The following is a 19,196-nucleotide window of genomic DNA, read 5'->3' on the forward strand; positions in this document are numbered from 1 at the left end:
GCAGCACGCGGGGCTGTCGCCCGGTCACCCCCGCGGAGCGGCCACCCGGCCGGTCTCGACAGCCCACACGCCGAGCGCGATGGTGCCGTGGCCGCAGGCGGTGGAGGCGCCGTCCTCGTGCCAGGACACCACGCCCAGAGGGGCGCCGGCGTCATCGGGCGGGACGACGAAGCCGCCGTACATGTCGGCGTGGTCACGCGGCTCCGAGCACAGCACGGCCCGCAGGGCCTGCACGTCCGGGTCCTCGATCGCCCGCCCCCTGCGCTCGGCGACCGTCATCCCCGAGACGCCACCGGGGGTTCGGCGACGATCCGGAACGGCTACCGCCGGTGTGGTGGTCGGTGGTGCGGATCGACGAGGGCAGCACCAGCGAACCGTGCCACACGGCGGTGCTCGCGGCGGTTCCCACGGCATCGAGCACGCACGTGCACGTGGCAGCACCGCCCGGGACGGCTGGAGCTGCGCTGCTGCGGATGCGGCGCATGACAGGATGCCGTCGCTGTCGAGCGGCGTGACCGCGGCGCAGGTAGCCGAACTGCGCACGATGGGACGGTGGGACGCTGACGCGACGGCGTACAGGGGGAAACGGCGTGGGAGTGCGTCCCAGGAACAGCACCGAGCAGCGCGAGGATGACGGCACGGCGCGCCACGCGCCCGCCTTCGTGCACGACGCGCTGATCTACGACTCACCCGAGGACCTGGCCACCGTCGCCGCCCCGTTCCTCCTCGAGGGCCTGGCCGCCGGCGACGGCGCCGTCATCGCCGTCGGTCCCGAGGTCACCGAGGTCCTCTGCGACGCGGTCGGCCATGACCCGTTGGTGCTGGTGCTGGAGCGGCACGCTCTCTACCGCGCACGAACCCCGACCGCCATCACCACCTTCCGCGCGCTGGGCGAGCAGGCCGGCGCCGGCCGGCGGGTCCGTGTGGTCGGCGAGGTCGACTTCGGCACCACCACGGCGGACCGGACCGAGTGGCAACGGTACGAAGCGGTGATCAACTCCGCGTTCGCGGCCTCACCGATCTGGGGGCTGTGCGTGTTCAACACGGCACTGCCCGACGCGGTGCTGGCCACTGCCCGCGACACCCATCCGCACCTGGTCACCGCCACCGGTCGGGCGACGAATCCCGGCTTCGTCGACCCGGCGACCTACCTGACGACCCTGCCAGTGCCCGACGAGCCGCTGGAGCGCACGCCGCCGGCGCTCGCCGCCGACGACGTCGACGACTTCATCGGCCTGCGCCGCGCCGTCCGCGCCCTCCTCACCGGCGTCGACGGACCACCGGACCTCGTCCAGGACTTCCTGCTGGCCGTCGACGAGATGACGTCCAACGGCGCCCGCCATGGCCGCCGACCCGTGAGCCTGCGACTGTGGACTGCGCCCGGCACGCTGGTCTGCACGATCCGCGACGCCGGGACCGGTCCAACCGATCCCTTCGCCGGGTACGGACCCGCGCACGGAGAGGACCTGTCCGCTGGGGGGATGGGTCTGTGGCTGGCCCGTCAGCTCTGCGACCACGTGGCCCTGCGCCGCGACGAGCACGGCGCCAGTGTCCGGTTGAGCACGCACTGGTCCTGACCTGGGACCTCGCGTCCCGCCGGCGACGAGTTCGTCATGCTCCCCCGAGCCGACGACACGACCCTCGAAGCGCTGACCCGCCGCATCGAGGACCAGATGAGCACGCCCCTGACCACACCAGCCGGTCCCCTGCCCATCGGCATCAGCATCGGCGGCGCGATCGGCCGACCGGAGGACGACCCCGACGACGTCATGACCCGAGCCGACGGGTACACGTACCACGTCACGGCAGACCGTCGCCGGCTCGACGCCAGGAACGGACCCGACCGGGCCGAGAACCGCTCCGGCACCCGCTCGGGCCCGAGTCAGTCATCCCCAGCAGCTGATCACCACGGGCCGGCGGGAGTCGGCGGGAGACGTTTCCCGCCCGCTGTGCCTCAGCGACGGCGTGGACCGGCAGGAGGGTCGCCTGTCCCCTTCACTGCCTGGACGGGCTCGGGATCGCGCGCGTGGTGTCCGCCTGCGCGACGGCGTCCTGCGCGCCGTCCAGCGCCTCGAGGAGCGCCTGACCCTGCCGCAGGTTGGCGGTCAGCAGTCGGCGGGCGACGGCGAGCAACTCTGCCGTCTGCGGGTCAGCGAGGCAGCAGATCACGTTGTTGCCCACGCGGCGGCTCCCGACGATGCCCGCCTTGCGCAGGACCGAGACCTGCTGGGAGAGGTGCGACAACTCCAGTCCGGTCCCCGAGGCCAGCTGGCCGACGGTCCGCTCACCGTCGGCGAGGAGCTCCAGCACCCGGATGCGGGCCGGATGACCCAACGCCTTGAACAGGTCTGCCTTGGCCTCGGCCAGCGGGCGACCGGGAGTGAACGGCATGGCCTCGATCCTACCGAGGGGACGAGTCCGGCTCGCTTGATAAACTCATCAAGTCGGCAACATGCTTCGTTCGAGTGAAGAGGTGCGATGGCGCGCTGGTGGCGCACCGACGACGGATCCGGGGACGGGGATCTCGCCGAGGCCCAGACCCTGGAGACGATGCCGATCGGGCTGATGGAGCTCGACGGCCAGTGGACGGTCCGCTACGTCAACGCCGCGGCAGAGACGATGGTCGGGTACTCGCGGACCGAGCTCCTCGACCGGTCCTACTGGGACGCCTTCCCCGCCAACGTGGACAACGAGTTCGGCCGCGCCTACCGGGAAGCGGTGACCACCGGGGTGCCCCAGATCGTGGACGCCTTCTACCCAGAGCCGCTGAACCGGTGGTTCGAGGTGCAGGCAGTCCCCACGCCGCACGGGCTGTGGCTGTACTTCTCCGAGGTCACCGCTCGCCGCCAGGCCGTCGAGCGGCTGGCCCTGCTGGCGCGGGTCAGCGACGAACTGGTCTCCACGTTGCATGCCCCGGCGGCCGTGGCACGCATCCCCCGTCTCCTGGTGCCCGCCCTGGCCAGCTGGGCGACGGTGACCGTGCTCGGCGAGGACGGCAGCCTCCGGGATGTCGGCGGCTGGCACGTCGAGCGGGCGAAGACCCCCCTCGTCCGTCGCTACGCCTCCGCCGCGCAGGAGTCGTCCCCGACGACGGCGCCGGTGCTGCGGGCCGTGACCACCGGCGCCCCGGTCACCGTCTCCGCCGCGCAGCTGACCGGTTCGGCAGTGCGCACCGTGGCGGCCGGCGCCGCCCGGGTGGCGCTGCAGGCGTTGACCCCCGGCGCGATGACGGTCCTGCCGATCCGTGGCCGGGACCGGGTGCTGGGGGCCCTGACCCTGGGCTACGACAAGCACCGTTCGCCGGAAGCCGCCGACCTCGCGACCGCTGGCGAGGTCGCGGATCGGACCGGGCTCGCCCTGGACAACGCCCGGCTGTACGAGCAGCAACGCCGGCTCGCCGAGGAACTGCAACGGAGCATGCTCACCGCACCTCCGGAGCCCGATCACGCGCACATCGTCGTGCGCTACCTGCCCGCCGCCGAGGCCGCCCGCGTCGGCGGCGACTGGTACGACGCCTTCGTGCAGCCCGATGGCGCCACCACCTTGGTCATCGGCGACGTCGTCGGGCACGACACGGCGGCGGCCGCGTCCATGGGCCAGCTGCGCAGCATGCTCCGCGGCATCGCCGTCACCGGCGATGCCGGACCAGCCCAGTTGCTCTCCCAGCTCGACGCCGCGATGACCCAGCTGCAGTTGCACACCTACGCCACCGCCGCTCTCGCGCGCTTCGAGCAGACGACGTCCGAACTCGAGCGCGGCACCACCCGGATGCGGTGGGCCAGCGCCGGCCATCCCCCGCCGCTGGTCATCCATCCCGACGGGACGATCGCCGAGCCGGCCACCTGGCGCGGTGACCTGATGCTCGGAGTCGACCACACGGCACAGCGCAGCGACTCCGTCATCGTCCTCGACCGCGACACCACCGTGCTGCTCTACACCGACGGCCTCATCGAACGCCGAGACTCCGATCTGGACGGCGGCATGGATCGCCTCCGCACAGCCGCCGCGGAGCTCGCGGACCGGCCCCTGGACGAGCTGTGCGACCAACTCATCAGCCGACTGGTGCAGACCAGGCCCGAAGACGACGTGGCCCTGGTCGCCATCCGCCTGCACCGCCAGGACCGGCCGCGCCCGGACGAGGCCGGCGCGCTCAGCGTTCCGGCGACCGCGAGACCTGACCCGGCCGGCCCCTGACGCCACGTCCTCCGGACGTCTCCGGACCCGGCCCCTCCTGCGCAGCTCGACGGCCTGCGGCGTCCGCCTCGGGTCGCGGCGGTGACCGGGGGACGTTTCGGGCTGCGTCCTGCGTCGGGGGGCGCGGACGGGTTCCGCGCTCCGCTCCCCCGCGGGAGGGTCGACGTCGCCGTGCAGTCGGTCGACCGAGGGAGCGGACATGGCTTCGTACGTGCGGACGGGACCGGTGACCACCTGGTACGAGGAGCACGGGGACGGCGAACCGCTGGTGCTGCTGCACGGCGGCCTGGTGGACGCCCGCTTCTTCGAGCCGAACCTGGAGCCGCTGGCCGAGCGGTTTCACGTCTACACCCCCGAGCGGCGGGGGCACGGGCACACGGCCGACGTGGAGGGGCCGATCACCTACCAGCTGATGACCGACGACACGATCGCCTTCCTCGACCAGGTCGTCGGCGGGCCGTCGGACCTGGTCGGGCACAGCGACGGCGCCTTCGTCGCGATGCTCGTCGCGATCCAGCGCCCCGACCTGGTGAACCGGCTGGTCCTGATCAGCGGTGGGTTCGACAAGTCCGGCGAGGCCGCGCCGGACGTGGAGTTCGACGTCGACGAGGTGGTGCAGTTCCTCGGCACCGCCTACGGCGAGGTGTCACCGGACGGCGAGGCGCACTTCCCGGTCGTCGTCGCGAAGATCGGCGAGCTGATGGAGAACGAGCCGCACGTGGACATCGCCGAACTGGGGAAGATCCGCGCCCGCTCCCTGGTCATGTTCTCCGACGACGACCTGGTGACGCTCGAGCACGCGGTGGCCATGTTCGACGCGATCCCGGGCGCGGAGCTCGCCGTCGTCCCCGGGACGTCGCACTTCCTCACCCAGGAGAAGCCGCACCTGGTGAACGCGCTCGTCCTGGACTTCCTGACCAACGAACCGGTGCCGACCGTGGCCCCGATCCGGCGGGCCCAGGAGGAGTCGACCTCGCCGCAGCCGTAGTGCTGGGTCGAGCGCTGCGCCCGCGCGTCGAGGACCCGGGACGGTGCAGCGTCATGGCTCCCCTCGTCACCCCCCAGCGCGACCGATGAGTTCGTGGCTCCCGGCCGGTCCGAGCTCCTGACATCCGAGGAAAGGACCCCGCCATGTCGGAGCTTCTCGTCGACTTCATCACCTCTCTCGACGGCTACGCATCGGGAGAGGGATGGCCCGGCTTCTGGGGCCTCGAGGGCCCGGAGTACCTCGCCTGGCTCGGCGAGCAGCCCGAGGTCACCTACCTGATGGGAGCGAACACCTACCGCCTGATGTCGGGGTTCGCCGCCGGCGAGGTCCCGGCTGGCCAGGACGAGTTCAGGCCCGAGGAAGAGGCGTCCGTCGACGAGCTCACGCGAGCGCCCAAGGTGGTGTTCTCCTCCTCACTCGAGGAGCCACTGACGTGGGCCAACTCCACGCTCGTCCGCGACGACGCCGTGGAGGCGGTCCGCGCCATGAAGTCGAGTGGCTCGGGAGTCCTCAGCACGATCGGCAGCCTCAGCCTGTGCCGGTCCCTGCTCCGGGCCGGACTCGTCGACCGCTTCCGGGTCGGGATGTTCCCGGTGATCACCGGGGCCACGGGCGAGGAACGCATCTACGACGGCTATCCGGACGTCGCCCTCGAGATGATCGAGCAGCGCACCTTCGACGGCCGCATCCTGCTGGTCGAGTACAAGCCCCGCGTGCTCGAGCACCCGCCGCTCAGCGCCCCTGCGTGACGTCGCCCCGTCCGACGGTGTCGCTGCAGCCGTCGGAGGAGTTCGGGCCGTCGACCTGGTCTCGCGCCTCTCCGCCATGTCGGCCAGCGCCTGCATGGTCCTGTGCACCCGGTTGCGGTGACGCTCAGCGTCCTCGTCCGCGCCCGCCAGGTCATCGGACCGCAGCCGGTACTCCGACCACGGCTCCAACGAGTTCGGCCGCTCGGCGGCACCCACCCCCAGCTCGCTCCGAGGGCGGCCCGTGGGTCACACGTCGATGTGGGCGCTAGCCGCCCACCACCGGCGGCAGCCCGAAGACGCCTGGTCCGGTGCGCTTGCCGCAGAGGCGACAGACCTTGGCGTCGGGCCCCTGCGGTCGCTCCTCATGCGGATGCTCCACGACGAAGGCATGGAGCCCGACGCGACATCGGATCGGCTTGCCGGCCATGTGGAGCAGGCTAGGAGTCAGTCGGGCGTGGCCCCAGTGTCGTTGGGCCTGGGTCGTGGCCGCCCTCACCGCGCCGGCCACTGTGCTGACTCTGACCGGCTGGCGAGCCATCGCACGGCGCTGATGCGCTCGACCGCGTCGATGGCAGGGAGAGACCTCTTCCCCGCGTGTCTCGGTGCGGCCGGGGGTGTCAGGCCGTCGGAGTCGTCGCTCACGACACGCACGGACGGACGGCACCCGGTTCGACCGTCTGTCCGTCATCGTCCTGGCGGTCCTGGCCGTACTCCTGGCGATCTGCTCGGAGGCCGACGCCTTCGTGGCGGCGAGCCTGACCTCGTCCAGCCTCACGTCGCGGCTGGTGTTCCTCGTCGTCGGGCCGGTGGTCGACGTCAACCTGATCGCGCTGCAGTCAGGGACCTTCGGACGGCGATTCGCGGTGCGGTTCGCTCCGGTGACCTTCGCCGTGGCGGTGCCCGCCGCTCTGGCGGTCGCCTGGGTCGTGTGGTGAGGAGCCCCTCGTGGACCGACTGACTCACGTCGGCCTACTCGTCCTGCTCGGCGCGGTCACGGTGGTCGTGTCGGTCACCGATGCACACCTGGCCTACGTGCGGCCCGGTTTCCGGCCGTTCCTGCTCGGGGCCGGAGTCCTCCTCCTCGCTCTCGGCGTGCTCGGGCTGACACGTGGGCACGCCACGACCAGGTCGGCCCGCCCCGCGCCGTCAGCGCACGACCACGAGCACGGGACCACGCCTCGTGTGGCGTGGCTGCTCCTCCTACCGGTGGCCGTCATGTTCCTCGTCGCACCTCCCGCGCTGGGCGCCTTCACCGTCGCGCGACGGGCTCAGTGCGTGCGGGCATCCCGTGCCTGACAGGACGTCGCTCCCCGGCGGGGGGCAGCCCGCCGCGTGGAACTCGCTCTAGCCCTCCGTCGGTGTCCGGGGCGACTCCGCGTCCCGGTTGGGCGCGTCGTCGTCGGGCGGCCGCGGGCTCTCGACCTGCGGGTGCGGGTCGTCGCCGCGGTCGCGGGCGCGTCCGGCACCGGGCAGGCCCGACACCACCTGGTGGAGGTCGTCGATGAGTTCGAGGATCGCGTGCAGGTCGGTCGGCACCCGCCCCAGGTCGGCGGTGCGCGGGAGGGAGCCGGATTCCAGTCCGCCCAGCAGCCGCGGCACCTGGTCGGTGAGCGCGGCCAGGGCGGCGACCCTCTCCTCGCTGAGCAGCGCGGGCAGGCGCTCGAGCAGCGTGCCCAGCGCGCGAGCCGCGTCGTCGGTGAGCTCGCGGTCGAGCCGGGTCAGCAGGCCCAGGGCCGTGGCCGGCTGCCCGCTCTCGAGCAGTTCCTCGGTGCGGTCGAGGTTCTCGTCGGACAGCACCCGGTCCAGCCGGGTGCCGACCCGCGACAGCCGCTCGTCGTCGAGCAGGGCGCCGGCCCGGTCCACCAGGCGCGGGACGCGGTCGGCGGCGAGCAGGGCGTCGAGCCGGTCCAGCAGGTGCAGGACGCGCTCGTCGGCCGCGAGGTCCAGCAGCGTGCGCACGCGCTCGTCGGCGGCCAGGTCGAGCGCCTGCTGGACCCGGTCACCGGTCAGCAGGTCCAGGGTCCGGTCGACCCGTTCGTCGGTGAGGACGTCGAGGGTCCGGTCGACCCGGTCGCCGGTGACGAGCTCCAGGGCCCGCACGACCCGGTCGTCCCCGGCCAGGCCGAGGGCGCGCTCCACGCGCTCGTCGGCCAGGTGGTCCAGCAACCGGTCGACGCGGGGCAGCAGGTCGGCGGCCAGCAGCCGGTCGAGCCCGTCGCCGAGCCGGTCCAGCCGCCCCGAGGACAGCAGGCCGTCGAAGGCATCGAGGACGCGTGGCACGACGTCGGCGCGCGACCGCAGCGTGTCCACGGCGCGGGTGACCGCCTCGACCCGCTCCGGCGCCAGCGCGGCGCCGAGCCGGTCGACGAGGGCGCCCAGGGTCGCGACCCGCTCCGGCGTCGCGACCGCGGCGACGCGCCGCACGACGTCGGCCGCCACCTCGACCGCCTCGGGCCCCACCGCCGCCGCCCGGGCCACCGCGGGCCCGGCGCCGTCGAGCAGGGAGCGGGTGCGGCGCAGGACGTCGTCGGCCAGGGGCAGCAGGGTCTCGGCGCGCGGCAGTGCCGCGCTGAGGCTGCGGACGGAGTCGGCGAGCGTCCAGGGCAGGTCGAGGAGGTCCGAGGGACCGGGCAGGCGCACGAGCGTCGTCTACCCGCGCCACCGCACCTGACGCCCCCGTGACCTCAGACCCTGGCGTCGAGCCGGTGCGCGCAGCAACCGCGGAGCAGGCACTGGCGCGACTCGAGGCGATTCAGGGCGACAGGCCTGGAGACCCTGTTCCGGGTGATGCTGGCCACCGGGCTCCGCCGCGGCGAGGCGCTGGGGCTGCACTGGTCCGACGTCGACCTCGACGCCGGGCTGTCGCGGGTCCGCTGGACCCTCGCCCGGACGCCCAGGGACTGCAGCTCGACGAGCCAGAGACCGACAGATCCCGGAGGACCGTGCCACTCCCACGTTCGGCGGTCGCGGCGCTCCGAGCGTGTCGACAGCAGCAGGATGACGAACGACGCGCGGCCGCCGGAGCACGGCCGGAGCACGGCCTGGTCTCCACCCACCGAGATCGGCACACCGCTCGAGCCCCGCAACGTCCTGCGGCGCTTCGAGGTGCTCGCAGACCGCGCCGGTCTCACCGGCGTCACGCTGCACACCCTCCGGCACTCCGCGGCGAGCTTCCTGCTGGCGGCCGGCACCCACACCGAGGTCGTCCAGGAGCACCTCGGTCACTCGTCGTCCGCCATCACGGCCGACATCCACAGCCACGTCGGCCCCGCCCACCAGCGCGAGGCAGCCGGCCGGCTCGACCAGGCACTCCGCTGGTGACCGTTGCTGTACGCGTTGCTGTACGCGTTGCTGTAGTCATGCAGGAGGCGGGTCGGCCACCAGGGCCGACCCGCCTCTGACCTGCGGTCTCGCTGTCGGGCTGACAGGATTTGAACCTGCGACCCCTTGACCCCCAGCCGTCGGCCGCGGGTCCGCGGTCGTTCGCCGGAGTCCATCTGCCCAGGTCAGGCGGCATACGAAACGACGGTGAACGGTGGCGGATCAGCCCGAACAGGGTGCAATGGTGGTCAAAATGGTGGTCAAGGATCGCCGTATCGACCAGCACGGATGTGGCCCCTCCCTTGCCCGAAAGGCCATCGCTGAGCGTGACGGCGTCTCGGAGGGTCATGCCATCCCGTGTGGGGTCGTCCGAGCTCACGTCCCTGACGGAGCGCCCAACAGGTGGTCGGCCACGATGTCACCGAGATGCCGGACGAACGCGTGCTCCTCGAGGCCGCCCCAGGCGAAGGTCGGACCGTAGGCCGTGCGCATCACCAGCGCGGCGAAGACGGTCGAGAAGGACGCGCGCACTGCAGTCTCTGCGTCGTCCGACCGGAGCTCGGACCCGAGGGGCAGGACCACGGCGGCGAAGGCATCGGTGAGCTCATCCGCGTAGACACGGCCGCGCTCGGCCACCTCCGGATGGGCCCCCGACACGAGGACCACCGCACGCAGGAAAGCGGCGTGCGTGGCGAAGACGCTGGCCACGGCAGAGACGGCCCGACGGATCCGGTCCCGGCCGACGAGGTGCGACCAGCCCTCGACGTCCGCCAGCACGTCCTGGTCCGTACGGACCCGCGCCATCCCGTGCTCGTACACGGCGAGGAACAGGGCGTCCTTGCTCGCAGTCCGGGCGTAGATCGCTCGAGGCGGGACAGAGGCCCGCTCGCACACCGCGGCGATGGTGAACGCCTCGTACCCGCCCTCCTCGAGAAGCGCGACGCCGGCGTCGAGGATCTGCGCCCACCGCTCGCGGGAACGGCGCTGCTGCGGAGGGCGGACGGCGAGCGCCTGCACGGCCGCGGGCGTCGTGGGCATGCCGTTCATCGTGCCTGGTACGCCGGCTGACGCGACCTCTGGCGAGGTATCGGCGACGTCGCTCTGAGGCATAGCTGTTCGTGATGCAAGCGGTGACGTGACCCGCACTACATTTCTGGTCCAGAGCGTAGTGCCCGCTCCGGTTCGCGGACGGTGCTCGTCCGCTGCGTCCCCTGGTCCCCCAGCCCGAGCGCTGGAGAGAGGTGTCCCCGTGACCTCGTCATCGGTCTCCGCCCCCGTCAGCGACGTCGACCTGTTCGCCGGCGACGTGCTCGCCGACCCGTATGCGGCATACCGAAGCTGGCGGGACGCAGGCCCAGTGGTCAAGTCGAGCGTCCACCCGATCTGGATCGTCGCCCGCTACGCCGACGTGCGGGCCGCATTGGCCGACTGGCAGTCATTCACCTCGGCGCAGGGCGTGGCCCTGACCGACGAGATGAACGCCCCGATGATCGGCAGCGTGCTGGGCACCGACCCACCCGAGCACGACGCGCTGCGGAGCGTGCTCACCGAGAAGCTGGCACCGCGGGCGCTGGCCAAGCTCCGGGGTGACATCGCCGAGCGCGCCGACGCGCTGGTCGCCGAGGTCGTCGCTCGTGGGTCGTTCGACGCCGTCACCGAGCTCGCGCAGCGACTGCCGGTGGACGTCGTCGCCGACCTCATCGGACTGCCCGCGGAGGGTCGTGAGCACCTCCTCTCGGGTGCCGACGCCGTCTTCGCGTCGTTCGGGCCGCTGGACGGGCGCATGCAGGCCCGGATGCCACAGTTCATGGCGTACATCCAGTACATCCAGTCCTTCGACAGCAAGGACAAGTTCACGCCCGGCAGCTGGGGCGCAGCGGTGTTCGACGCGGTGGAGGACGGCCGGCTCACGCCCGAGTCCGGGATGCAGCTGCTCAACGCCTACCTGGTTGCCGGCATGGACACCACGGTGAACGCCATCAGCGCGTACATCCGGTTCCTGGCGGAGGACCCGGAGCTGTGGGCCGCGCTCAAGGCCGACCCGAGCTTGGTCGCCAGCGGGTTCGAGGAGACCCTGCGACTCGAGTCCCCGGCGCAGGGCTTCTTCCGCAACACCACCCGGGACGTCGACGTCGACGGGGTCCTCGTCCCTGCGGGTAGCCGGGTCCTGCTGAGCTTCGGCGCCGCCAACAGGGACGAGCGGCACTATCCCGACCCGGACCGCTTCGACGTCCGCCGCAACCCGGTGGACCACCTGGCCTTCGGTTACGCCGTCCACGGCTGCGCCGGACAGGGCCTGGCCCGCATCGAGGCGCAGGCGCTCATCGGGTCCCTGCTCCGCCGGGTGGACCGCATCGAGCTCGCCGGCGAAGCGGTCCAGCACGAGCACCCGGTCGTCCGCGGCCTCGGGTCACTGCCCGTGACCGTCGTCCCGGCGCGGGAGGGCTGATCCGTGCAGGTGCACGCCGACCGGGACAAGTGCGAGGGGCACGGCCTCTGCGCCGACGTCGCCCCCGAGGTCTTCGAGCTCGACGACGACGCGGTCGTCGTCGTGCTCCACGAGCAGGTGCCGTCAGCGCTGGAGCGCAAGGCCGAGGCGGGCGCCCGCGTCTGCCCGGTTGCGGCCCTGCGGGTGTCGACATGAGCCTGCGGGAGGTCGTCGTCGTCGGCGGCTCGATCGCCGCACTCACCGCAGTGGAGACGCTGCGGATGGAGGACTTCGACGGTCGCATCACCGTCCTGAGCGACGAGGAGCTGCCGCCTTACACCCGGGTGCCCCTGTCGAAGGGTGTGCTGGCAGGCCGGGAGTCGGCCGACGACGTCGTCCTGGCTCCCCTGGCCGACGAGGTCGACCTCCACCTGCGGACTCCGGCCACCGGGCTGGACCTCGAGGCGCAGACCGTCCTCACCCCGGACGGCCCCGTCCGCTACGACGGCCTGGTCATCGCCACCGGCGCCCGCGCCCGGCGCATCGGCACCCCGGGGCAGAGCGAGCGCGTGCTGCGCTCCTACGAGGACGGCCTGCGGCTCCGGGACGACCTCCGCCGCGTGTCCTCGGTCCTCGTCGTCGGCGGCGGTTTCCTCGGCATGGAGATCGCCTCCACCGCCCGCGAGCTGGGCAGGGACGTGACCGTGGTCGACCTGGCTCCGCCTTTGGACCGCCTGCTCGGCACGACGGTCGGGCGCCACGTCCGCGCAGTGGCCGAGCGGGCCGGCGTCCACATCGTCCTCGCGCACGGCGGCGTCCGACTGCTCGGCGAGCCGACCCCCACCGCGGTCGAGACCCCCGACGGGCACCGACTGGAAGCCGACCTGGTCATATCCGCGGTCGGCGACCTCCCGAACGCGGAGTGGCTGGCCGGCTCCGGCGTGCCGCTCAGCGGAGGAATCGTGGTCGACGAGCGCTGCCGGGTCAGCCCCTACGTCGTGGCCGCCGGCGACGTCACCGTGATGGCCACTGACGACGGCGCCCTCGCCCGCACCCCCAGCTGGACCAACGCCGTCGAGCAGGCGCGGGCGGCGGTCCGATCGCTGCTGCACGGGGACGACGCGCCCGAGTACCGGCCGTCCCGCTACTTCTGGACAGAGCAGTTCGGGCTCGACGTGAAGATGGTGGGGCCGCTCGATCCACAGGGCCAGCCCGCCGTCCTGGACGGCAGCCTCGACGCCGGATCAGCACTGCTGGCCTGGCCCGACGCTGCCACTCCGCGACAGGTCGTGGCCGTCAACCACCACACTCCGCCGGCGAAGCTCAAGCGCATGCTGACAGGAGCTCGACGTACACAGCTCCCGGCCTGACCGCACGGTCCTGGATCCTTCGCGCTCCCCCATGGTGCGTTGCCGTGCCGCCGTTGTAGCCGTAGTCGGGTACTGCCTGCGGCGCATACAGTCCTAGCGAGGTCCCGTCGGGGCACGGAGTTGCGATCGAGCCCTCCATGTCTACGGCGAGGCTGACACCGATGGTGTCGATGAGCAGCGTCTTCCTCGTTTTCCTCTCCGAGTGACCGGCTCAGTGCGCCGCCGGACGGCGGCTCACGTCCGGCGCTTAGGCGTCCAGCGGGCCGAGGAGCTTGAGCCCGAGGGAGCGCAGCTGAGCGATCTCGTCGTCGGAGAGTCGGTCGAAGACCAGACGGCGGACCTCGGCGACGTGCCCGGGCGCGATCCGCTCGAGCAGGGACAGGCCTGCGTCGGTGAGGGTGGCGTACTGGATGCGCCGGTTGGTCGGGCACGGCCGGCGGGTCACCCAGCCGCGCTCCTCCAGCGCGGCCACCGCGTGGCTGAGCCGCGAGGCGCTGGTGGCAGCCAGCCGGGCCAGCTCGCCCATGCTCAGGGTCTGCTCCGGCTGGGCCGAGAGGATGGCGAGCACCTGGTAGTAGGTGTGGCCGATGCCGGCTTCCTGCCGGAGCTGCCTGTCCATTGCCTGCGGCAACAACTGGACGACGCGCAGCAGCGGCAGCCAGGCAGCCGTCTCGTCCTCGGTCAGCCACCGCGGCGCCGGATCACCGGGCCGGGCGTCCGAGTCGATCGGCGTGGCGTCGTCGTGCAGGGTCATCGGTGCAGCCTCGCGCTCAGGCGACCTGGAAGGAGCGCTTGGCCAGGCCCATGACGAAGCCGTCGATGGCGGTGGTGACCGGCGCGGTGGGGTCGGTCGCGGCGCCGAGCGTGACGAACAGCGGGGTGAAGTGCTCGACGGTCGGGTGGGCGTAGCGAAGGCCGGGAGCACGCAGGCGGAAGCGGGCGAGTTCCTCGACGTCGCCACGCGCCAGGGAGTCGGCGACCCAGGCGTCGAAGTCGGCCGACCAGCCGGGGATCACGTCGGGGCGCGTCCAGTCGACGTACTGCAGGCCGTGGGTCATGAATCCGGAGCCGATGACCAGCACCCCCTGCTCGCGCAGCGGCCGAAGGCGTTCCCCGAGGGAGAGCAGGGCGGTCGTGTTGTGGGTGGGCAGGCTCAGCTGCAGCACCGGGATGTCAGCGGCCGGGTACATGACCTTCAACGGCAGCCAGGCACCGTGGTCCAGGCCGCGGTTACGGTGCTCGAACACGTGCTCGGTGTCCGGCAGAGCCGAGAGAACCTGCTGCGCCAGGGCTGACGGATCAGGCGTGTCGTAGCGCATCCGGTAGTACATCGGGTGGAAGCCGCCGAAGTCGTACACCAGCTCCGTCGGGGCGGTGCTGGTGATGCCGAGGGCGTCGGACTCCCAGTGCGCGCTGACGATGAGGATGGCCTTCGGCTTCGGCAGTGCCCGGGCCCAGTCGTGCAGCTGGCGCATCCACGGGCCGTCCTCGAACGTCGGCGGGGCGCCGTGGGAGAGATACAGCGCCGGGAGCGGGGCGTCGCCGGGAGTCCAGGCCTGCTGCACCGCCGCCGCATCGACAGTGGCGACGTGCCGCAGGTGGGCGGCGAACGGGTGGCGCGGGTCGATCAATGCATCGGCGGCGGCCGTGGTGCTCTGCGGTGCGGTGGTCATCGTGGTCTCCAAGGGTGGTTCACGGGGTGGGGGTCAGCGGGTGACGCCGTGCCATACGACGGCGTGAGCGCGGTCATCGAGGTCTCCGGTCTCAGGCGGCCGCGGGGACGGCCGACTGGACGTCGACAACCACCTGCAGAGCGTCGAGCGGCAGCCGGTCCCGGGCGGCGGTCTCCCGGCCGGCGAACGGCTCGGCCAGCTGAACCGCGTCGTCCCGGCGGCCAACGGCCAGGACGACGAGCGGCGTGACCCCGGCGGGCAGCAGCGCCGCGATGCGGACCGCGTCGAAGCCGCCGAGCTGGTGCACGGCGAGCCCCTCGTCCTGGGCCTGGACCGACAGGTACGCGACAGCCTGCCCGGTGTCGTAGACGGCCCACGGCCGTTCGGCGCCGTCCGGGCCATGCGTCTCGGCCGCGGCCACGACGAGCGCGGAGGCGGCTGACGCCCAGGCTCGGTTGCCCGTGGCGAGGGAGTCGAGGACGGCGGCGTGTTCGGACGTCCCGCGCAGAGTGACGGCGAAGCGCCAGGGCTGGGTGTTGGAAGCGCTCGGGGCCCAGCGGGCGGCCTCGAGCAGGGCGGTCAGCTGTTCCTGGCTGAGCTCGTGGCGCGGGTCGAGGGCCCGCGGGCTCCATCGCTCGGCGAGCAGCGGGTGCAGCGGAACGGCTGTGCTAGCGGTCTTGGGGCTCATGATGTCCTCCGGGACGGGTCAGCCGGCCAGCGGCAGGTCGAGGGTGTGCGCGGTGTGGTCGCGCTTGACGGTCAGGTACCGGGCGTTGGCCGCGGACAGGTGGACGCCGGTCGGGACGCGCTCGGCGACCGCGATCCCGAGCAGCTCGAGCTGGGCGGCCTTGTCGGGGTTGTTGCTCAGCAGGCGGATGCGGTCGGCGCCCAGCGTTGCGAGCATCTGCGCCGCGGCGGTGTAGTCGCGCTCGTCCTCGCCACGGCCCAGCGCTGTGTTGGCCTCGTACGTGTCCAGACCGACGTCCTGCAGGGCGTAGGCGTCGAGCTTGGCGTACAGGCCGATTCCCCGGCCCTCCTGGCGCAGGTACAGCAGGAAACCCCCGGCGACGGTGATGCGCTCGGCAGCCTCGCGCAGCTGTGGCCCGCAGTCGCAGCGCTCACTGCCGAAGACGTCGCCGGTGAGGCACTCGCTGTGCGGCCGCACCAGGGGTGCCTGGCCGCCTGCCGCGGAGACGGCCAGCGCGCGGCGCCAGTCGCCGAGGCCCAGCAGCAGGTGCTCCCGGCCGTCTGCGAGGCCCTCGAAGCTGACTACGTCCGCCGTGGTGGCGTAGCCGTCGGCGAAGCGGAGCGGCACGGTGACACGGGTACGGACCGTCGCTGACGGCAGCGGGTCGAGCGCCGTCAGCGCGCGTCGCCCAGCCGCAACGGCCGTCTCCCCAAACACGAGTGACACGGTGTCCTCCGATCGCTTGAACCTTCAAGAACCACTATACGACTGATGCTTGAGAGTTCAAGTGTGGAGTCATCATGAGGGCGGATGGCCGACATGGCGCGGACCGATCGCTGGGTGCGAGGAAGAGGAGGCCCCCCTAGAGGTCGGTCACGAGGCTCTGGCTGCGGGCGGGAACCGACGAACCGGCAGACCCCGACGCCACGATGCTCGACGCGCTCAGCCCGCCGACAACGGCCGGTAGACCGGTACCCACATCGCCGCGCGCACGGCCGCGTCCCAGTCCGGCTGGCGGGTGCGCGCTACTCCCTCAGCCGAGGCGGTCTCGGCGACCGCCACGGCGACGGCTGCAGAGACGGCCCGGAGGTGGTCGATCGCAGGGAGGACCGGCGCACCGGTGGCGGTGGCGTCAACGGCGCGAGCGACGGCCTGCGCCGCGGCCGCCAGCATCCCGTCGGTGACCAGCCGCGCGCGGCTGACGACCACGCCGAGCCCGAGCCCGGGGAAGACCAAGGCGTTGTTCGCCTGAGCGATGACGTGGGTCGTCCCCGCCCAGGCAACTGGGGGGAACGGGCTGCCGGTGGCGACCAGTGCCCGCCCGTCGGTCCAGCGAACGAGGTCCGACGGCTGCGCCTCCGCGAGGCTGGTGGGGTTGGACAGGGGCAGCACCACCGGCCGCTCGACGTGGCGCGCCATCTCCCGGACGACGCCCTCGTCGAAGGCGCCCGGAGTACCCGACGTGCCGATCAGCACAGTCGGCCGCGCCCGCCGGACCACCTCGGCGAGGTCGATGCCCCCGCTGTCGTGGTCACGGGACCACTCCGCCGTCTCCCCTGCCGGCCGCGCGTATGGCTGCTGGAAGTCCCGGATCCCCGGACCGCCGTCGACCAGCAGCCCGCGCCGACCCAGACACCAGAACCGCCGTGTCGCCGCCGCCCGGTCCAGGCCCTGCCGCACCATCTCGTCGCGGATCTGGTCGGCGATGCCGATGCCCGCCGTGCCCGCCCCGAAGACCACCACCCGCTGGTCGCGCAGCGGCACCCCGGACGCCGCGGACGCGGCGAGGCCGGCCGCGAGGACCACCGCTCCGGTGCCCTGGACGTCGTCGTTGAAGGTGCACACCGTGTCGCGGTAGCACTGGAGGATCCGGGTGGCGTTGTCGGCGCCCAGGTCTTCCCAGTGCAGCAGCGCGTGCGGGAAGACGTCGCCCACGGCTCGCACGAACTCGTCGACGAAGGCCTCGTACCGCTCGCCTCGCACCCGGGCGTGCCGGTTGCCCACGTACAGCGGGTCGTCGAGGAGCTCCTCGTTGTCGGTGCCGACGTCGAGCACCACGGGTACCACCCGCGCGGGGTCGATCCCGGCCGCGGCCGTGTACACGGCGAGCTTGCCGGTGGCGATGGCGATGCCGCCGACGCCCCAGTCGCCGATGCCGAGGATCCCCTCGCCGTCGGTGACGACGACGAGGTCGACCTCGTCGCCGGTCAGGCCGTAGTTGCTCAGCGCCTGCCGGACGGACCCGGGCTCGTCGACCGACAGGTAGACCCCGGTCGGTCGGCGGAAGTCGCGGCTGTACTGCTGGATGACGGTGCCGACCGTCGGGGTGTAGACGACGGGCAGCATGTCGGCGAGGTGGTCGAGCAGCAGCCGGTGGAACAGGGTCTGGTTCCGGTTCAGCAGGGCCCACAGCATGATCGACCGGCCGACGTCGTCCGGGATCTGCCGGTACTGCGCGTAGGCGCGGCGGGCCTGGTCCTCCAGGCCCAGGACGGCCGGGGGCAACAGTCCGTGCAGGCCCAGCGCCGACCGCTCCTCCGCTGGGAATGCAACGCCCTTGTTCAGGATGGGGTTGCGCAGCAGCTCCCGGCCGCGCAGCGACGTGGTGGCCATGTCCGGGTCAGGCGGCGCGGAGGCCGAAGGTCTCGGCGACCCAGTCGGCCACGAAGCGGGTGGCGTTCATGGGGTCGTCGAGGTTGCAGTGCTCGACACCCCCCTCCCGCTCGGTGAACACCTTCAGCTCCCGCTTGGAGCTGTTGATGGCCTGCTCGTAGCTGCGGTGCGCGTACTCGACGGGGATCTGCCGGTCGTGCGCACCGTGGACGACCAGGTAGGGGACCCGGATCCGCTCGACCACGCCGTCGAGGGTGATCCGGTCCCAGAGCTTCTCGAAGTCCTCCATCGAGGTCTGCCCCCACACCCAGAGCGCGTGCTCCCAGTAGTGCGGGACCGGGTTCTCGCCCTCGCGCTGCAGCCGCCGCCGCTGCACCTCGCCCCAGTTGTGGTTGGCGCCCCACGAGACGCAGAGGGCGAAGCGGTCCTCGAACGCGGCGGCACGCGGCGCGTAGTAGCCGCCGAGCGAGACGCCGAGGATGCCGATCCGCTGCGGGTCGACGTCTCCCCGGCCGGCGAAGTAGTCGTAGCAGGCGGTGCCGTACTGCTCGGTCTCGACGATCGCGTGCAGGCCGTGCAGGCGGAGCGCCCCGCCGGTCCCCGGCTGGTCGACCAGCAGCGTGGACACCCCACGCCGGGCGAGCTCCTGCGGGAGTCCGGAGCCGAGCAGCTGCTCCTTGAAGCTGTCGAACCCGTTCCAGACGACCAGGCAGGGCGCCGGGGCGCCGTCCGCCGACGGGGCCCGGTGGAAGTAGGCGGGGAGAGAAGACCCGGCGTACGGGATCTCGACGATCTCCACGGGGTCCTTCGCCAGCCGCATGGCGCGGTGCTGCAGGCCGATCGCCCGCTCGTAGTGGGCTCGGCGGTCGGGGGCGTGGATGCTCTGCATGCGGTCGGCGTTGATCAGGTACAGCGCCGCCCGGCGGTACTTCTCCCCCGCCGACAGGTACCGGCCCGCGGCCTCGTCCTCCTCCGCCAGCCCGACCAGCCGGTCGGCCACCGCCGACCAGGAGGCGAAGAACTCCTCAGTGCCCGCGTCCGCGCCCTGGGCGGCGGCGTCGCGGATCGGCCGGCAGGCCTCGTCGATCTCAGCGAGGGCGCCGCCGTTGTGCAGCGTGGCGACGACGGCCAGGTTCCACACGTAGTTGCCGGGGAAGTACTCGAACACGGCA

Annotated in this window: 21 protein-coding genes; 10 read left to right on the forward strand and 11 right to left on the reverse strand. The window is 72.4% G+C overall.

The genetic code is table 11. The features are described from left to right. Window positions 1-24: 24 nt before the first annotated feature. Window positions 25-279, reverse strand: a complete 255-nt coding sequence (locus GCU56_RS02520) for a proline racemase family protein (RefSeq protein ID WP_163479930.1) — start codon at window positions 277-279, stop codon at window positions 25-27. A 311-nt stretch (window positions 280-590) separates the two neighbouring features. Between GCU56_RS02520 and GCU56_RS02525 the strand changes: the two genes are divergently transcribed. Continuing rightward, window positions 591-1,577 (forward strand): sensor histidine kinase, encoded by a 987-nt coding sequence (locus GCU56_RS02525; protein WP_345771595.1) that lies wholly within the window; start codon window positions 591-593, stop codon window positions 1,575-1,577. A 418-nt stretch (window positions 1,578-1,995) separates the two neighbouring features. Here the strand turns inward: GCU56_RS02525 and GCU56_RS02535 are convergent, their stop codons facing one another. After that, the gene (locus GCU56_RS02535) at window positions 1,996-2,391 is read right to left on the reverse strand and encodes an ArsR/SmtB family transcription factor (protein WP_163479931.1); all 396 of its coding nucleotides are present in this window, start codon (window positions 2,389-2,391) and stop codon (window positions 1,996-1,998) included. A gap of 87 nt (window positions 2,392-2,478) precedes the next feature. Between GCU56_RS02535 and GCU56_RS02540 the strand changes: the two genes are divergently transcribed. The 3 genes from GCU56_RS02540 to GCU56_RS02550 all read left to right on the forward strand — a co-directional run bounded on the left by GCU56_RS02540 (window position 2,479) and on the right by GCU56_RS02550 (window position 5,931). Continuing rightward, window positions 2,479-4,194, forward strand: a complete 1,716-nt coding sequence (locus tag GCU56_RS02540; RefSeq protein WP_163479932.1) for a SpoIIE family protein phosphatase — start codon at window positions 2,479-2,481, stop codon at window positions 4,192-4,194. Between the two features lie 199 nt (window positions 4,195-4,393). Next, complete coding sequence (locus GCU56_RS02545) at window positions 4,394-5,182, forward strand: alpha/beta fold hydrolase (RefSeq protein ID WP_163479933.1); 789 nt, start codon at window positions 4,394-4,396, stop codon at window positions 5,180-5,182. Between the two features lie 143 nt (window positions 5,183-5,325). Then, window positions 5,326-5,931, forward strand: a complete 606-nt coding sequence (locus GCU56_RS02550) for a dihydrofolate reductase family protein (RefSeq protein WP_163479934.1) — start codon at window positions 5,326-5,328, stop codon at window positions 5,929-5,931. Between the two features lie 265 nt (window positions 5,932-6,196). On the opposite strand, the gene GCU56_RS02555 is transcribed toward GCU56_RS02550, so the two are convergent. Beyond that, on the reverse strand, window positions 6,197-6,358 hold the full coding sequence (locus tag GCU56_RS02555; RefSeq protein WP_163479935.1) for a hypothetical protein: 162 nt from the start codon (window positions 6,356-6,358) through the stop codon (window positions 6,197-6,199). 316 nt (window positions 6,359-6,674) lie between these two features. On the opposite strand from GCU56_RS02555, the gene GCU56_RS02560 reads away from it, so the two are divergent. Together GCU56_RS02560 and GCU56_RS02565 are read left to right on the forward strand one after the other, a co-directional pair. Further along, window positions 6,675-6,866, forward strand: a complete 192-nt coding sequence (locus tag GCU56_RS02560) for a hypothetical protein (RefSeq protein WP_204331322.1) — start codon at window positions 6,675-6,677, stop codon at window positions 6,864-6,866. A 10-nt stretch (window positions 6,867-6,876) separates the two neighbouring features. Further along, window positions 6,877-7,227, forward strand: a complete 351-nt coding sequence (locus GCU56_RS02565) for a DUF1980 domain-containing protein (protein ID WP_163479936.1) — start codon at window positions 6,877-6,879, stop codon at window positions 7,225-7,227. Window positions 7,228-7,275: 48 nt separating this feature from the next. Here the strand turns inward: GCU56_RS02565 and GCU56_RS02570 are convergent, their stop codons facing one another. Then, the gene (locus GCU56_RS02570; protein WP_163479937.1) at window positions 7,276-8,571 is read right to left on the reverse strand and encodes a hypothetical protein; all 1,296 of its coding nucleotides are present in this window, start codon (window positions 8,569-8,571) and stop codon (window positions 7,276-7,278) included. A 357-nt stretch (window positions 8,572-8,928) separates the two neighbouring features. Between GCU56_RS02570 and GCU56_RS25830 the strand changes: the two genes are divergently transcribed. Then, the gene (locus tag GCU56_RS25830) at window positions 8,929-9,252 is read left to right on the forward strand and encodes a tyrosine-type recombinase/integrase (RefSeq protein WP_440588725.1); all 324 of its coding nucleotides are present in this window, start codon (window positions 8,929-8,931) and stop codon (window positions 9,250-9,252) included. A gap of 375 nt (window positions 9,253-9,627) precedes the next feature. Here GCU56_RS25830 and GCU56_RS02580 read toward each other — a convergent pair whose 3' ends face one another. Further along, window positions 9,628-10,290, reverse strand: coding sequence for a TetR/AcrR family transcriptional regulator (locus tag GCU56_RS02580; protein ID WP_163479939.1), 663 nt, complete (start codon window positions 10,288-10,290; stop codon window positions 9,628-9,630). Between the two features lie 211 nt (window positions 10,291-10,501). Here GCU56_RS02580 and GCU56_RS24975 point away from each other — a divergent pair, with 211 nt between their 5' ends. The 3 genes from GCU56_RS24975 to GCU56_RS02595 are packed head-to-tail and all read left to right on the forward strand — an operon-like array spanning window position 10,502 to window position 13,050. Further along, the gene (locus GCU56_RS24975; protein WP_163479940.1) at window positions 10,502-11,701 is read left to right on the forward strand and encodes a cytochrome P450; all 1,200 of its coding nucleotides are present in this window, start codon (window positions 10,502-10,504) and stop codon (window positions 11,699-11,701) included. 3 nt (window positions 11,702-11,704) lie between these two features. Next, window positions 11,705-11,896, forward strand: coding sequence for a ferredoxin (locus GCU56_RS02590; protein WP_163479941.1), 192 nt, complete (start codon window positions 11,705-11,707; stop codon window positions 11,894-11,896). Then, a complete protein-coding gene (locus GCU56_RS02595; RefSeq protein WP_204331323.1) occupies window positions 11,893-13,050 on the forward strand; it encodes an NAD(P)/FAD-dependent oxidoreductase in 1,158 nt (385 codons plus the stop codon). Before GCU56_RS02590 ends, GCU56_RS02595 begins: the two co-directional genes overlap by 4 nt. 247 nt (window positions 13,051-13,297) lie before the next feature. Here the strand turns inward: GCU56_RS02595 and GCU56_RS02600 are convergent, their stop codons facing one another. From GCU56_RS02600 to GCU56_RS02625, 6 genes are all read right to left on the reverse strand, one after another. After that, complete coding sequence (locus GCU56_RS02600; RefSeq protein ID WP_163479942.1) at window positions 13,298-13,804, reverse strand: MarR family winged helix-turn-helix transcriptional regulator; 507 nt, start codon at window positions 13,802-13,804, stop codon at window positions 13,298-13,300. Window positions 13,805-13,820: 16 nt separating this feature from the next. Then, the gene (locus GCU56_RS02605) at window positions 13,821-14,723 is read right to left on the reverse strand and encodes a dioxygenase family protein (RefSeq protein ID WP_163479943.1); all 903 of its coding nucleotides are present in this window, start codon (window positions 14,721-14,723) and stop codon (window positions 13,821-13,823) included. A gap of 91 nt (window positions 14,724-14,814) precedes the next feature. Continuing rightward, complete coding sequence (locus GCU56_RS02610) at window positions 14,815-15,411, reverse strand: nitroreductase family protein (protein WP_163479944.1); 597 nt, start codon at window positions 15,409-15,411, stop codon at window positions 14,815-14,817. A gap of 18 nt (window positions 15,412-15,429) precedes the next feature. Further along, a complete protein-coding gene (locus GCU56_RS02615) occupies window positions 15,430-16,137 on the reverse strand; it encodes a GTP cyclohydrolase II (RefSeq protein ID WP_440588726.1) in 708 nt (235 codons plus the stop codon). A 216-nt stretch (window positions 16,138-16,353) separates the two neighbouring features. Continuing rightward, complete coding sequence (locus GCU56_RS02620) at window positions 16,354-18,024, reverse strand: NAD-dependent malic enzyme (RefSeq protein WP_163479945.1); 1,671 nt, start codon at window positions 18,022-18,024, stop codon at window positions 16,354-16,356. A 7-nt stretch (window positions 18,025-18,031) separates the two neighbouring features. Then, window positions 18,032-19,192: an alpha/beta fold hydrolase gene (locus tag GCU56_RS02625; RefSeq protein ID WP_163479946.1), complete on the reverse strand. Its 1,161-nt coding sequence runs from the start codon at window positions 19,190-19,192 to the stop codon at window positions 18,032-18,034. Between the last annotated feature and the right edge of the window lie 4 nt (window positions 19,193-19,196).

The organism is Geodermatophilus sabuli (assembly GCF_010686765.1).
Classification (GTDB): Bacteria; Actinomycetota; Actinomycetes; order Mycobacteriales; family Geodermatophilaceae; genus Geodermatophilus; species Geodermatophilus sabuli_A.